The organism is Dyadobacter sp. CY261 (genome assembly GCF_021440085.1).
Taxonomy (GTDB): Bacteria; Bacteroidota; Bacteroidia; order Cytophagales; family Spirosomataceae; genus Dyadobacter.
Map to the genome: position 1 here is coordinate 116,825 of NZ_JAKCPW010000006.1, position 15,156 is coordinate 131,980.

At 48.7% G+C, this 15,156-nt stretch carries 12 protein-coding genes; 3 read left to right on the plus strand and 9 right to left on the minus strand.

Going from position 1 to position 15,156, the window contains the following annotated elements; all coding sequences use genetic code 11:
- Positions 1–23 precede the first annotated feature (23 nt).
- Positions 24–1,367 (plus strand): acetyl-CoA carboxylase biotin carboxylase subunit, encoded by a 1,344-nt coding sequence (gene accC / locus LZD49_RS17760; RefSeq protein WP_234668918.1) that lies wholly within the window; start codon positions 24–26, stop codon positions 1,365–1,367.
- A gap of 126 nt (positions 1,368–1,493) precedes the next feature.
- Here accC and LZD49_RS17765 read toward each other — a convergent pair whose 3' ends face one another.
- The 3 genes from LZD49_RS17765 to LZD49_RS17775 form a co-directional block, all read right to left on the minus strand.
- Positions 1,494–2,801 carry a Gfo/Idh/MocA family protein gene (locus LZD49_RS17765; RefSeq protein WP_234668919.1) on the minus strand — a complete coding sequence of 436 codons (1,308 nt, stop codon included), beginning with the start codon at positions 2,799–2,801 and terminating at the stop codon, positions 1,494–1,496.
- A 143-nt stretch (positions 2,802–2,944) separates the two neighbouring features.
- Positions 2,945–4,267, minus strand: coding sequence for an Nramp family divalent metal transporter (locus LZD49_RS17770; RefSeq protein WP_234668920.1), 1,323 nt, complete (start codon positions 4,265–4,267; stop codon positions 2,945–2,947).
- 108 nt (positions 4,268–4,375) lie between these two features.
- A complete protein-coding gene (locus tag LZD49_RS17775; RefSeq protein WP_234668921.1) occupies positions 4,376–5,836 on the minus strand; it encodes a TonB-dependent receptor in 1,461 nt (486 codons plus the stop codon).
- Positions 5,837–5,929: 93 nt separating this feature from the next.
- On the opposite strand from LZD49_RS17775, the gene LZD49_RS17780 reads away from it, so the two are divergent.
- Positions 5,930–6,322, plus strand: a complete 393-nt coding sequence (locus LZD49_RS17780) for a gamma-glutamylcyclotransferase (protein WP_234668922.1) — start codon at positions 5,930–5,932, stop codon at positions 6,320–6,322.
- Here LZD49_RS17780 and LZD49_RS17785 read toward each other — a convergent pair.
- Complete coding sequence (locus LZD49_RS17785) at positions 6,319–7,086, minus strand: type III pantothenate kinase (protein WP_234668923.1); 768 nt, start codon at positions 7,084–7,086, stop codon at positions 6,319–6,321. The two genes, LZD49_RS17780 and LZD49_RS17785, sit on opposite strands and share 4 nt — an antisense overlap.
- 175 nt (positions 7,087–7,261) lie before the next feature.
- Between LZD49_RS17785 and LZD49_RS17790 the strand changes: the two genes are divergently transcribed.
- Entirely contained in the window at positions 7,262–10,663 is a 3,402-nt protein-coding gene (locus LZD49_RS17790; RefSeq protein WP_234668924.1) for a glycoside hydrolase family 2 TIM barrel-domain containing protein, read from the plus strand.
- 105 nt (positions 10,664–10,768) lie between these two features.
- On the opposite strand, the gene LZD49_RS17795 is transcribed toward LZD49_RS17790, so the two are convergent.
- The 5 genes from LZD49_RS17795 to LZD49_RS17815 are packed head-to-tail and all read right to left on the minus strand — an operon-like array spanning position 10,769 to position 14,923.
- Positions 10,769–11,329: a YceI family protein gene (locus LZD49_RS17795; protein ID WP_234668925.1), complete on the minus strand. Its 561-nt coding sequence runs from the start codon at positions 11,327–11,329 to the stop codon at positions 10,769–10,771.
- 7 nt (positions 11,330–11,336) lie between these two features.
- Positions 11,337–12,224 (minus strand): DUF5777 family beta-barrel protein, encoded by an 888-nt coding sequence (locus LZD49_RS17800; protein WP_234668926.1) that lies wholly within the window; start codon positions 12,222–12,224, stop codon positions 11,337–11,339.
- 12 nt (positions 12,225–12,236) lie between these two features.
- A complete protein-coding gene (locus LZD49_RS17805) occupies positions 12,237–12,737 on the minus strand; it encodes a ubiquinol-cytochrome c reductase iron-sulfur subunit (protein WP_234668927.1) in 501 nt (166 codons plus the stop codon).
- Positions 12,738–12,792: 55 nt separating this feature from the next.
- Complete coding sequence (locus tag LZD49_RS17810) at positions 12,793–14,373, minus strand: porin family protein (protein WP_234668928.1); 1,581 nt, start codon at positions 14,371–14,373, stop codon at positions 12,793–12,795.
- Positions 14,354–14,923 carry an RNA polymerase sigma factor gene (locus tag LZD49_RS17815; RefSeq protein WP_234668929.1) on the minus strand — a complete coding sequence of 190 codons (570 nt, stop codon included), beginning with the start codon at positions 14,921–14,923 and terminating at the stop codon, positions 14,354–14,356. The genes LZD49_RS17810 and LZD49_RS17815 overlap by 20 nt, the downstream gene beginning before the upstream one ends.
- Between the last annotated feature and the right edge of the window lie 233 nt (positions 14,924–15,156).

A 15,156-nucleotide genomic window follows, 5' to 3' on the forward strand; every position in this document is an offset into this window, starting at 1 on the left:
CGAACAAAAACTCACTGAATTACATGTTTAAAAAGATACTCATTGCTAACCGGGGCGAAATCGCCCTGCGTGTAATCAGGACCTGCCGCGAGATGGGCATCAAAACTGTCGCCGTTTACTCGACAGCCGATCGCGATAGTCTTCACGTACGGTTTGCCGACGAGGCCGTTTGTATCGGTCCTCCGCCTAGCAGACAATCGTACCTCAGCATCCAAAATATCATTTCAGCAGCAGAGGTAACCGGTGCGGATGCGATCCACCCGGGTTATGGATTTTTGTCTGAAAATGCCGAATTCTCACAAATTTGCGCAGATTACGGCATCAAATTCATCGGAGCCACTGCAGCCCAGATCAACGGGATGGGCGACAAGTCCACTGCAAAGGCAACGATGATCAAAGCCGGCGTGCCGGTCGTTCCAGGTTCCGAAGGATTGCTCGAATCAATTGAGCAAGGCAAAGAACTCGCAGAAGGCATTGGTTACCCTGTCATTGTTAAAGCGACAGCCGGTGGTGGTGGCCGCGGAATGCGGATCATTAACAAACCCGACGAGTTCGAAAAAGCATGGACAGACGCCCGTACGGAATCTGCCGCTGCATTCGGAAACGACGGTTTGTACCTCGAAAAATTCGTCGAAGAACCCCGCCACATCGAAATCCAGATCATCGGAGATCAATTCGGCAAGGTTTGCCACCTTTCGGAACGCGACTGTTCTATTCAGCGTCGTCACCAGAAGTTGGTAGAAGAAACGCCTTCCCCTATTATCACGCCCGAATTACGTGAAAAAATGGGTGCCGCCGCCATCAAAGGCGCTCAGGCAATTGGTTACGAAGGGGCTGGCACCATTGAGTTCCTTGTCGACAAGCATGGTGATTTCTTCTTTATGGAAATGAACACGCGTATCCAGGTAGAGCACCCGATTACAGAAGAAGTTACTGATTTTGACCTCATCAAGGAACAAATAAAAGTGGCAGCTGGTGAGCCAATTTCCGGGGTTAACTACACTCCGAAGCTGTTCGCAATGGAATGCCGTATCAATGCGGAGGATCCTGCAAATAATTTCCGTCCTGCTCCGGGCAAAATTACCAATCTGCATTTCCCGGGAGGTCATGGTGTACGGATTGACAGCCACGTTTACAGTGGCTACACCATCCCGCCAAACTACGATTCTATGATCGCAAAGCTGATCGTGAGTGGCCAGTCACGGGAAGAAGTACTTACCCGTATGAAGCGCGCATTGCAGGAATTTGTGATCGAAGGCATCAAAACCACGATTCCATTCCACATTAAATTGATGGATGATCCCGGATTTAAGTCAGGGAATTTCACGACGAAATATCTGGAAACATTTGATTTTTCGACACTCTAAAGAGCGCCGAAATAGATAGAAAGCGGTCGGCAGATTCCTGCCGACCGCTTTGCTGTTATATCAGATCTGGGCTACTAACAAGAGACCTTTTCGATTGATAGTAATATGAACTAATTCACACGTCGGCTAAACCACCTGCGGCAGCGCATACACTCCCCGGTATTTCCTCGTCAGCAACTTATTAGCATCCTCGTCGCCGACAAATTTCTCCGTCTTGTTATCAAATGTCAAAGCTCTTCCGACGCGATAGGCGATGTTACCTAAATGCGCCAGACCGGAAGACAAATGCGCTGTTTCAACAGGCCCGTTCAGGAGTTTTGGATCTTTGGCGATGACGGCATCGATGAAATTTTTGTAATGATCGCCGCCCGCCTTGCGGGAAGGCCCTGCTTTTTTGTCCTTGCCCAGGAAAGTTTCGTAGTAGTCGTAACCTTTCACAACCATGTAGCCTTCAGAGCCGTAGAATATGTTGCCAATGCCGACGCCGCCCTCTTCGTTCGTCATCCAGGGGCGTACTTCGAATTCGATGATCTTCTTTTCCTTGGTATAAACATAGGAAGAGCTCAGCACTTCGGGTGTTTCCTTTGCGTCGTTCCAGAGGAATTTGCCGCCTGCGGACGTGATCTTGTCTGGAAAAGTGTCGACGCCGAGGCCCCACATGCACATGTCGGTTTCGTGAATGCCTTGGTTCCCGATGTCGCCGTTGCCATAGTTCCAATGCCAGTGCCAGTCGTAATGCACGTAGTTGCGGGAGAACGGCTTCATTTCGGCGGGGCCGGTCCAGAGGTCGTAATTGAGGCCTGCGGGAATGGGTTCCGTTCCTTTGTCGCCAATGTCGGGTCGCCATTTGTACACGAGGCCCCGTGCCATGTAGACGTTGCCGATCAGCCCGTCGCGGAGGTGTTTAACAGCTTCTTTCAATGCCTCCGAACTACGCAACTGTACTCCGTGCTGAACCACTCTTTTATACTTATGAGCAGCTTCCACAAGTTTGCGACCTTCGTGCAGGTTGTGCGAGCCTGGTTTTTCGACATACACGTCTTTCCCGGCCTGACAAGCCCATATGGCCGCCAATGCATGCCAATGATTAGGCGTGGCGATACTAACGGCGTCGATCGTTTTGTCTTCAAAAACCTTGCGGAGGTCGTTTTCAGTCTTAACCTTCTTCCCTGTCTTCTGCTCAAATTCCTGCGCGCGCTTTTGCAAAATGTTGTTATCAGGATCGCAGAGCGTCGCTACTTCTACATTGCTCAGGTTATTGAAGCCTGAAATATGGCTCTGCCCCCGCCCATTCACACCCAGTACTGCTATACGCACGCGGTCGTTCGCGCCAAATGCGTTTGCGGGAATGATGGTAGGGATAGAAAGTGCCACGGCAGCGCCTGTTGTGTTTTTAATAAAATTTCTTCTCGATACTTCGTTTAGTTTGTCCATATGAAAGAATTTAGGATTTCGGAAAGTATGACGGGCGACGATCAATCTGACCGGCAATGGGTTAGACGAAATTTGAAAGTAACTCCCCTATTTGTTTGTTATTAAAAAGTACTACTCATTTAAAATTAAGTACTATTATCTCCCTATAGAATTTGAACAATCCCATACCCGCTCACAAAAAGAATGGACAACACACTTACCCAGAAAAAGATATCGTAAGTCGTGGTAGGTTTCAGTGTGATGGGTAACTCGCGGTAACGGAACACGAGCGACACATATACGACTAGCAGCAAAAGCACCGAAGTGGCAATGCCACCAAGGATCACCATCATCACCGGTGCCTGGAAAAAGAGGAACAATATGCACCATACCGCGGGAAGCACCCAGGAGAGAACACCAATACTACTGCGCTGTTCCTGTTGTGAATCAAATTTCATCCACCCGATCTGCCCGAACGCATCCGCCCAAACGCGTGCCCAGCTGGCTGCGGCGGTGAATAATGTAGAATAAAGCACAAAGAATGCGCCTATCAGGAAAATGTTTTTCGCCCATGGGCCCAGCGTTTCGGTGAAAATGCGGGAAAGTGTGTTGACCATCTCATAACCTTCCGGAACAGTACCATCAGAGTGCAACACCGCAGCACCGAGCAAATAAAATGCAGCGGTTACGATGGTATACACAACCATGGACATAACCGCGTCCAGGTACATCACCTGAAACCAACCCCTTGCTCGCTCAGACCATTCGTTTGTACCGTCATTTGGGCCTGTGTAGGCTGCGTAACCCTTTTCAATGCACCAGTAATTGTAATACATGATTTCATCGCCTCCGACGCCCGTAATACCAAACGCACCAAATGCTGTTGCAACCAGCGCCGTCGGCAGTGAAAAGTGTAAACCACTTTCTACTTGTCCCCAGTTGATGGCATATTGTGTCCATTGCAGGGAAAACAGCGATATAAGAATTACAATGGTAAAAAGAATAATCATCACCAGTGAGCCTTTCTCTACCGCGCCGTAGTTGCCTTTATATACCCAAAGTGAAGTGACAAGCACTGCAATGATTGCCCAGAAATTGACTGAAACAAATGGGAATGCCATATTAAGCACAATGGCAGTGCCCCCCACGATACCTCCTACCTGCAACAATTTCAATCCCTGCAGCGACAGCCACAGCCAAATGCTCCAATGCGCTTTTCCGAGCCTGAGGCCGGGCAGCTTGTTGAAGTTATGCATGATGAATGTACCTGTGTAAATGGCATTTTTGCCAAATTCCAGCTGTAACGCGACTTTAACGAGGCAACTCAGGATAATTAACCAAAACATGACAAACCCGGCCCTTGCACCTAATGCAGTTGTGGCGATAAGTTCGCCGGAACCAACAATCGCGGCGGAGAGGATGAAACCGGGGCCGAGATATTTAAGCCTGCTCAGGAAAGTGGTAGGCGGGGACAGGATTTTGGACATAAAGGGGAATTTATATCCAAAAGCTAATATGGGTGTTTGGCTACTGGTCAGTTCAAATGCCGCAGCAGCGGACCACGAAAGCACCGCAGCGGCGTCATTTGAATTTATTTATAAATTCCCCACAGCCTGGTGAATCTGCTTCACTGTATCCACATAATTATTTTCGCTCGGCAGCCCGAACAAAGATTTCTCCTTGATGATCTGTGCTACATTCTCCGGCACCAGCTTCTCCCAACCCGGCTCTCCCCGCTTGATCATTTCAAGCACGAAATCGGTGGTGATGTGCATACGTTCGATATTGTAGTTACGGATATCCTCGATCTTGTCGTTTACGATCAGATATTGAAACAATGGCCGTAAATGGTCGGGAACACGGAAGTTTTCGCAGCTGTAAACCGATCCGTCAGGTTGCAAAGTAGGATAAATGTAAAGCTTTACCTTCCGGCTGAACAGTGTTGCAAACGATTCCAGAATCCCCCCTTGCAGGAACTGATAATGCTTTTCTTCGAAAATGTCCTGCAAATTAGGACTGCCCAGCAGCAAGCCGGATTTCAACTTCGTAAGTCGGGACAAATAAGCCACCAAACGGTAATACTCATGGTGATTGGAAATCATCACCATATGCCCCAATGAGCAAAGGATATCCACCCGGTCCAAAAAGTCCTTCTCATCGATATCCCGGTCCCCAGCTTTGAGGTTATGCAACGTTAATTCCGAGATCAGCACCACTTTCGATTCATCCACGTCCTCTTCGGCCAGGAATTGCTTCTGACCGTTGCTGATCAGATCAATATGCACATTGGTGATCGGGCGCAGGCGGCCACGCATCATGAGGATGTGCTTTTTATACAATGCTTCCGAAGGTTGTAACACACCACCATCGCTGCCAAACAATGCAGCATCGGTAAATCCATTCTTCACCAATCGCAAGCTCATGAGTCTGTTATCAACTTTGGCAAAATCAGGCCCGCTGAACCGCACCATATCGATCTCGATCCGGTCGATCGTCAGATCGTCCATCAGCGACATCAGAAGGATTTCAGGCGATTTATAATAGTAATAACAACCGTAGATCAGGTTTACGCCGATGATGCCGAGTGCCTGTTGTTGCAGAATGTTCTCGTCATCCCGCATCCGCACGTGGATCACGACGTAGTTTGTCGGCCCCATAGGCGTAAGCTGAAATTGCAAGCCTATCCAGCCGTGCGATTCGTTCGTTTTCTGAAAATTGAGGGCAACAACTGTATTAGCAAAGGCAAAAAATGTGCTGTCCACACCCCGTTTCTCCGAAAGCCGCTTTTCCACAAGATTATATTCCCGGTTCAGCATTTTCATCAGGCGCGATTCCACTACGTACCTTCCGCCTTCCTCAGTCCCATATATTGCGTCGCTGAAAGTCATGTCATAAGCCGACATCGTTTTAGCGATCGTTCCGGATGCGCCGCCGGCTTTGAAGAAGTAAGCCGCCGTTTCCTGACCCGCCCCGATTTCGGCAAACGATCCGTAAATCCGGCGGTCGAGGTTGATCCTCAGTGCTTTTTGTTTTGTACCAAGATTCTTTTCGTACATAACGGTATATTAGTATAATGAAAACGCTTACATGTAAATATAAGAAAAATACAGTTCAGGACTAAGCCTAATTTCTGATCTTCTGGCAGCAGAATGGAAAAGTTATATAATTTATTCACTTACGGCACTTTGATGCAGGGATTTAATAATCCATATGCCGAGAAGCTTCGCTTGACCTCAAACTACATAGGAAAAGCATATTTCAATGGAAAATTGTTCCGTGTGGAATGGTATCCCGGGGCAATTTACGAGCCTCGTTCCACCACTTTTGTACATGGCGAAATTTATCAGCTGACGTCCCTGGACATACTGAAAGAACTAGATGAATATGAGGATGTGCTGGAAGATGAATCGGCGAGTTTATACGTCAGGAGGGTGGTACCTGTCAGGGATAGTCAGGGAGTGGTCATTCCTTGTTGGGTGTATTTGTACAATCAACCTGTGGCCGACTTGACGTTGATCGGAAGTGGTCATTTTAAAAATTAAGGCCGGAGACTTTCGCCGATAATGCGCAGGCCGTCCAATGTTAATTTTCTGTCAATTTCTGTAAACTCGTCGCGGAGGGTGTCGATAATGGAGGATAAGCCGCCGGTCGCCACGGCAATGCATTCGCCGCCCAGCTCGGCGCGGATGCGGCTCAGCAGTGATTTTACTAATCCTTCATAACCCAATAATATTCCTGCCTGAATAGCCTCGACAGTATTTTTGCCGATGGCGGAAGACGGTAGTTGCAGCGGCACCTCCGGTAATTGTGCCGTGTTGGCAAACAACGCTTTCACTGCCGTGACCAACCCAGGCAGAATGGCCACGCCCAGGATTTTACTTTCTTTTGAAACTGTGGTGAATGTTAATGCCGTACCGAAATCAACAACCACGCAATTTTCTTTGTAACGCGTCGAAACTGCTACGGCATTAGCGATCAGATCCGCACCGATTTCGTGAGGATGGTCGATCTCGATGGACAATGCAGGATAAATCTCCGGACCTACTACAATTACTTCATCACCGAACAGCGCCCGCAACATCCGCAGGATCACTGGGGTTAATGCCGGCACGACACTGCTAAGCACCACCGTATCCACATCTCCAAACCACAACCCGGCTTCCAGAAAATGCAGTCGCAATTGTGACTCGTAATGTGCCTCGTTTTCCTGCAACAGTGAGCGCATCCGCCAGATATGTTCCCAGGTCCCGGAATCGTAAAGTCCGAAAACGGTGTCGGTATTGCCAAGGTCGACGGCTAAAAGCATAACAGGGAATTTACATGGGAGGGCAAATTAAAGGCATTCTTCAAATAAAACTTCATCGTGCTCCGCTTTTGCGTCCGTTTCTTTTCGATTATCTATAATTTTAACCCCGAAATAAAAAACACGTGCTTCCTTCATTTAAACAAAGCACGGACAGAATGTTACCACTGGAAGTGATATGCAAATTTCTACCCGCCACGGATTTCCGATAGTGCTTTTTTTGATACAATTTCTGAATCATAGCATTCGTGCTCAGGCCATTCCGGAATGGCAAGACCCGCAAGTTATCAGCATTAATACGGAAAAACCACGAGCCGACTTCTTTCCTTACCCAACCGAAAAAGCGGCATTGGCCATGGACAAAAAAAGCCCATTCGTACAGTCGCTGAACGGCACCTGGAAGTTTAAATGGGCACAGCACCCGTCGAAAGCCCAACTAAATTTTTACGATCCCCGATTTTCGGATGCAGGTTGGGACAATATACCCGTACCGTCCAACTGGCAGGTCGTGGGCGCACGCGAAGGTCGCCAATATGACCGGCCGGTTTTTAGCAATATCAAACATCCATTCAAAGCAACACCGCCACGCATTACGGCTGATACCAACGCCGTAGGCATGTACCGCACCACGTTCACGGTTGCGGACACGAAGGATAAACAGGTATTCCTGCATTTCGGCGGCGTACAATCGGCCTGCTACGTGTGGTTGAACGGCGTCGCCATCGGCTACCATGAGGATGGGATGACACCATTCGAGTTCGATGTGACCGAGGACGTAAAATCCGGCGTAAACAATTTGGCAGTGGAGGTGATCAATTGGTCGGATGGTAGTTACCTCGAAGACCAGGACTTCTGGCGGCTTTCAGGTATTTTCCGGGACGTGAACTTATTGTTTTTGCCGAAAGTGGTGCTCGCCGACTATTCGGTCAGGACCGTTCTTGATGCTAGTCATGAAAACGCAACACTGAAACTAAGTGCTTATGTCAAAAACTATGGCGAGCAGCCCATTCACGCATACCAGGTATTATTCACATTGTATGATGCTTCCAAATCGGTCGTAACCACACCGGTGAGCCAGATGCTCGGCACACTGGAAATGGGTAAAGAAGGTGCTGTGCGCGCCGAAATGCCTGTTCCAAGCCCGGCAAAATGGAGCGCCGAAACGCCAAATTTATACACGCTCACCGTGCAGGTAATGAACTCCGACGGCAAGGTCCTCGAAGCCACGAGCCAGCGCGTGGGATTCAGAGATGTGAAGATCAAAGGTGGACAATTGCTCGTCAATGGCAAAGCTGTAACCATTAAAGGTGTAAATCGCCATGAATTCGATCCCGAAACAGGCCGTGTGATTAGTCGGGAGTCCATGATCCGGGACATTACATTGATGAAACAGCACAATATCAATGCTGTAAGGACCTCGCATTACCCCAATACATCCGAATGGTACGATCTGTGCGACCAATATGGCTTGTATGTGATGGATGAAGCCAATATCGAAAGCCATGAGTTGTGGGGTAAGAACATCATCCTTGCTGATAATCCGCAATGGCGTTCAGCATTTCTCGCAAGAGGTAATGCCATGGTGGAACGTGACAAAAACCATCCGTCGGTGATTATCTGGTCGCTGGGTAATGAGTCGGGAATGGGGCAAAACTTTGTGGATATGGGTGATTTTATCAAACTCGCCGATCCTACTCGCCCTGTTCACTACGAAGGACGCAAGGATTACAAACCGACCTCACTGAGTAGCTTCGACATTATTTCGGTCATGTACCCGTCTACGCAAGACATGGCTGAGCTTATCAAAAAGGATAAAAGCCGCCCGCTGATCGTTTGCGAATACGCACACGGGATGGGCAACAGCATTGGCAACCTGAAAGAGTATTGGGACCTGATCGAAAAGCACCCGACCATGCAAGGTGGCTTCATTTGGGACTGGGTTGACCAGGGCCTGAAACTGAAACGGCCTGACGGCACCGATTACTGGGATTATTTTAATTACATCGACGGTGCCAATGCAGGCGACGGACTCGTAAACCCGGACCGCACCCCTCAGCCTGAGCTGAACGAGGTGAAAAAGGTTTATCAGTCGGTTAAATTTGAAATGCCTGATACTTTAAAAGCCGATCAAAAAACACTTAGCCTGCATAATGCTTACGATTTCCAATCACTGAATGCATATGAACTCGTTTGGTCGGTGATCGAGAATGGGAAGGCCGTGGGCAAAGGCGGAAGCATTACAAACTTAAATGCCTTACCCCGCCAGAAACAACAGATTAGCATTCCTTACGAACTTCCCGTCTCGGCAAAACCTAATGTGGAGTATTTTCTAAATCTAAGCCTCCGGTTAAAGGAAGCAACCAGCTGGGCTCCGAAAGGCCATGAAATCGCCTGGCATCAGGTGCCGGTAGTGAAATCTACGGCGCCAAGGCCGAACCTGAGTCTTTACGGCGAACGTCCGCTGCGCATTGCACAAATTACAGGTGCGCGTGTTCAAATCAGCGGGCAGGATTTCACCGTGGTTTTCGATAAAAACGAAGGCCGGATGATTTCTTTTAAAAACAAAAAGGAGGAAATGCTCGAAGTTGGCCCGTATGCCAATTTCTGGCGCGTACCCACCGATAATGACGAAGGCGGAGGTGCTAAAAGCTACGCAACTCAATGGCGCAACTTCGGGCTGGATACGCTCGAACGCGTTTCGTCCGATCTGAGAACTCAAAAGTTGACAGCGCAGATTTACAAGGTCACTCTGACACAGACATTAAAACAAGCGAAAGGCGAAATGGATGTACAATCCGTGTACATGGTTTATGCTTCGGGTGATGTTCATATTCAAAATACTTTCACTCCCCGCGGCGAATGGCCACCGCTCGCCAAAGTAGGAATGCAGCTTCGGATGCCAGCCGCATTTACCAAAACACAATGGTACGGCAATGGCCCGCACGAAACCTATGCTGACCGCAAAACCAGCGGCAAAGTGGGCATTTACGCCGGGACGGTTGCAGAACAGCATTTTCCCTACATTACCCCGCAGGAAAACGGTAACAAAACCGCCGTCCGATGGGCGAGTGTTACAAACACCGAAGGAATTGGCCTGCTCGTGGTAAGCGATTCGACTTTCAATTTCAACGTCCACGATTATACAGACAAGGATCTTCTTGCCGCGAAACGCCGCGCAGCCGTTTTGAGTCGTGGTTATGCGACCGTGGTCAATATCGATCTGGCACAAATGGGCCTCGGTGGTGATGACAGTTGGTCGCCACGGGTACACGATGCGTACCTGCTGCCCTCAAAGACTTACTCATACGCATTCAGGTTAAGGCCGATCGAAAGCACTTCGAATATCGACCAGATCGCGGCGGTACGTTTGCCGTATGTCGACCAAAGGGAAACGAACGAAGCTGTTTCAACCAATGAGCCTGTAACAGCGGCGGCGGCGGACCAGGCAGTGGGGGAAGATGAGGAAGAGGAAGAAGAAGCGGTGGCTGCACCGGTGCGCAAAACGACGGTTAAGAAAGCGCCGGTGAGAAAGAAAGTGGTGCGGAAGCGAAAATCGTCCCGCAGACGTCGAAGAAGATAGATCAAAAAAGACTTGGCAAGTTCAAGAATGGCTTGCCAAGTCTGCAATACCCCACAGTTAATAAATAAAGACCCGACAGCTGGCAATCCGGCGGTCGGGTCTTTATCATTTCCTGGGTGCTAAAATATATTGCGCCTTGACCTGGATGATCTGCGCGATTTTTACAAAAACCACTTTCGGCACATCGATCTTATGGTCGGTCAGCGGCACTTCGAAATCGGAATTGATTGTGATCTTGCCGCCCTCAATTTTCATCTTCCCTTTGATCGTCCGTTCCTTTGTCACTCCGTGGACCGTAAACTTCCCGGTCGCCGACACCTCGTAATCGCCGTCCTTCGTGTAATCCGGTGCTTTGTCAACCTTTCCGGCAAAAGTTGCCGTCGGGTATTTTTCCGATTCAATATAGTTTTCATTGAAATGCTCCTGCATTAGTTTATTAGGGAAAACAAATTCGCGCATATTCATCCGGATCGCAATCTCGCTATTCGCCGTGTTCAGGATCACCTGCGATTTTTTATTCTCTGCTTCGATATTCTCCAAGGGTGTCGACGCCGAAAACTTCGTATTACCAGCGGATGTCGAGAACATTTGCGCGAATGCATTTCCCGAAAGCAAAGCGGTACTGAACATGGCCAGGCAGGCCACGCGAAAAAAATGCAGTTTCATAGTTGGATCAGTTTGCCTGCTTCTTGTTCTTTTTGTCAAAGCTGAATGTGCGGGAAATATTGAACCCGTAATGGATATCTCCCTTACCCCAGGTACCAGCCGTTTCGCCGATAAACTGTTTCTCGATCATGCCCAGGGAATTGGTAAAATGCAGTTGGAAAACGTGCCCACCGGTTTCGATATCCACGCCGAAGGACATGGAATCGTGGTATGGAGCCGTAATCGTATTCTTTTCGCGGGCTGTGTAAAAATATTCACCATTCAATGAAACGCGCTTCGAAAGCTTAAACCGTCCACCGATGCCTAGTGCAAGCACTACTTTTTCATCACCCGTTACGTCCGGCTTCGTCCGGTACAAATAGGTTGGCGACAGTTGGAGCGATAGCCGCTCGCCGAATTTCCGCGCTACCAGCACCTGGGCCGTGTAGTACAATTTATCCTGAAACTCCCGCTCCTTATCCACCGTAGCCACGCCTGTCCCACCGAACAATGTGACGGAAACCGGGATATTTCTGGCACCGGCGCTCTGTTTCAGCAATTTGTATTTGGCAAAAAAATCATACACTTTCTGTGACGTGCTGCGGCCAACTCCAATCTCAAGATCGTCGGTAAGCCCATATTCGAAACCCAGCCGCATGGTAGCCTGGTCGAGCCCGAAGAACTGGTAAGACCCCGAATTCAGCTTACCGAAACGGTGCGAGATCCGAAAATCGAGGTGCTTCTTTTTCATCGTTTCCACCGATTGGCCATTTACGACGCGGGTCGATTTGAATGTGGCGGTAACCGGGATTGTCTGCGCACTGTCCTGTTTCGACAGCTCATTCAGCAGGTCATTTTGTGCATGTAATACTGTTGATGCGCACATCAGTATCGCAAGTAGGCGGAGTACTTTCATGATCGAAACGAATTAGGCTTTCACTGTTAAAGTGTTGCCGTCTGAGGAAACGGTTACTGTATACGTTTTAAGTGCGGTTGTAGCAGGACCGTTTGTCACTGCTCCGGCAATGCTGAACGTGGATCCATGGGTTTGGCAGAAAACATCATTGGACGACGACCGATATTGCACATCGTTACCCTCGTGCGTGCAAATTTTGCTCAAAGCAACATAGTTACCGGCTGTTGTCTGCGCTACCAGTACCTGCCCGGCAATAATGGAACCTCCGGCGGTTTTAAGCTTAGTATTGTTGGAATTGGTCAAATCGACCGTAAAATTGATGTTGGCGCCGGATGTCGTACCTGTGATTCCGTTGCCGCCGCTTCCCGGATTTGGATTGGGATCATCGTCGCTGGATCCGCAGGCTGTCATGGTGGTGCCGAGGCAGTAAAATGCCATTAACGTTGAGGTGCTAAGCCCGAGGCTTCTCAGGAATTCGCCCCGCTTCATGCTTCCTTTTTCAATTGAGTTCATAGTGAATAATAAATTAATTAGTAGATATAATTCAATGGTAATGTGGGCATCGTGCTCACTTGAAAACAGGGGTGTAGCGCACCGATAGCCAGAGGCCGGTGGTAATGAGGTTTACTTTTCCGTAACCGACACGTTTGAGCGGCATCCGGATCGACGGCTCCGCGAGGAGCGATATTTTACGGGATATTCGGTATTCGTAACCTGCTGAAACGTTGGCGTGACTGAACAAGTACCAGCCGGTTTTACCCTGCCATCCACGGTATTGAATTTTAGGGTCATTTTCGTCTACAAAATAATATTTGTACTTCTCGCTATTCATGTGATAGGAAGAAAACCCTCCGCTTGCAAACCACCGCGAACGTTCGCCAAAGGCTATGTCGTAACGGAGATTAAGCGGCACCTCCAATACTTTGCACACACCATCGATTCCCGTCATCGCCGGCGGATAGTAATGAGGCTTCGACGGAATTTGATAGGCGTCTGCCGAGGCGTAATAGTCTTTTCTGCTCCAAACTGCACCGCTTTGTACAAATAGTCTTGGCACAACCGCATATTCCACCAACAGCGAAACCGCCGTTCCCGGCTTGGAAAAATCCTTCAACCCTACGGTGCTCAGATCCGGCGAATATCCGAACCGGATTGCTACCCGCGGCCGGTCATCGGCCGACATCGACGGCTGCTTTGGTGCGGGCGGCTCCGCAAGCTCCTGCACTGGATTAGAAATTCCCGGCATTTGCATTGCATTCCACTTTAAGCCCTTACCATTTAATCCAGCCGCAGAGATCAATGTCCTTTCAGTCGCATTGTCCGTTGGAATGGTAACACTTTCATCAGCACTGTTTGCGGCCGGCACTTTCGCAGGTGGATTACTGTCCTGCGAGCCAGTTGTTTGTGCAGAAAACGTTTCTCTGTCCGACGTTTTTAGTTTGTTTGCAATAGAAAAAGCCCCGTCGCCTCCTTCCACCTTTGAGCGGTTAGGCTCTAAGTACACTCCGCCTGCCTTAGATCGGCTCCGGGGCAATAATTTTCTGCCATTAACGACGGCAGCATTCAAATCTGAATTTGAGGAAGATTTACCAGTCCTTTTTGTTCTGGTTTTCAGCTTGTTACTAATATCTGTTTTCTTGTTATCAAAAACTTTATTGCCGCTATCAACAACTTTACTGCCATTATCAACAGCCGAATTATGCTTTTCAACCAGTTTATTTCCTTTATCAACAGTCGGAGTTCCATTATCAACAATCGCTCCTTCTCTTGTTGCATCCTTAACCACACCTGGCTCTCTAACCACTTCTGAGCTACCTGACTTACCTTCAAACACATCACGCCCGGGACCACCCTCCTTCGTCCTTTCGTCCGTCCTTCCATTCTCCCCTTTCAAAACAACAGCCCTTCCTCCTTTCTCCTTTCCTCCATTCTCCCCGGAAACACGGTACAGCACAATCCCCACCGGTATCAAAAGTGCCAGCACGCCCACCGGCCACCATTTCCGCCACCATCCGGCCGGACTTCTTCCGTCCTGCTGGTCGAGCCGTTTGCGCAGGTCATTCCAGTCATCGGGTTCGTATGTCGGATCAAGCTCTTCTGATGACTTTCTGAAGAGCTTGTCCAGTTCGTCATCTGGTAACTCTATCATAATCGTCAATATTAATCTTGGATAACATCTCTCTCAACTTTTCTCTTGCACGCGACAAATTGGATTTTGACGCCCCAACCGAAATATTCAGCTGATCTGCAATTTCTTCGTGTGTATAGCCATCGATAACCGACAAGCTGAAAACCAGCCGGTACGCGGGCGTCAGGCGCTGGATCAGGCCGACCAGCTCATCGTGGGAAAGCTTGCTGATTACCGTTTCGTCGACGGATACCTGTTCCGCCACCTCCACGTCGTCAAAAACATCTCTGCGAACTTCCTGTCTGTAATGATCGAGGGCTGTATTAATCATGATTCTACTCAACCAGGTTTTAAATGATCGGTTTGCATCGAAACTTTCCAGTTTCGTGAAAACCTTCAGGAATCCATCGTTGAGAATTTCCTTCGCTTCTTCCCTGCTGCGTGTATAGCGTAAACAAATGCTCATAGCATAGCCGTAAAACTGCTTATACAACAGCTCCTGACTGCGGCGGTTTCTTTTTAAACAGCCGTCGAGTAGTTCTTGAAGAACGGCGGAGTTATACTCGGGCATGCTATTTGCTTTTTTTGAGCTTATACGTGGAAACAAAGAACAGGGTTGCCTAACCTTCGTAAGTTTTTTAAAATAAAACAGGTTAGTCAGGTTTGCACAGTCCCCAGTTACTTTCGGGCATCCCCCACATCGCCTGGTTCTCCCATTTGAAACTAAATAATTCAATCGTACATTCGCGCTCTTATTCCTGCTCAGGGAAAAATTTTAGGCTTTTATACGGCACTACTAGGCTT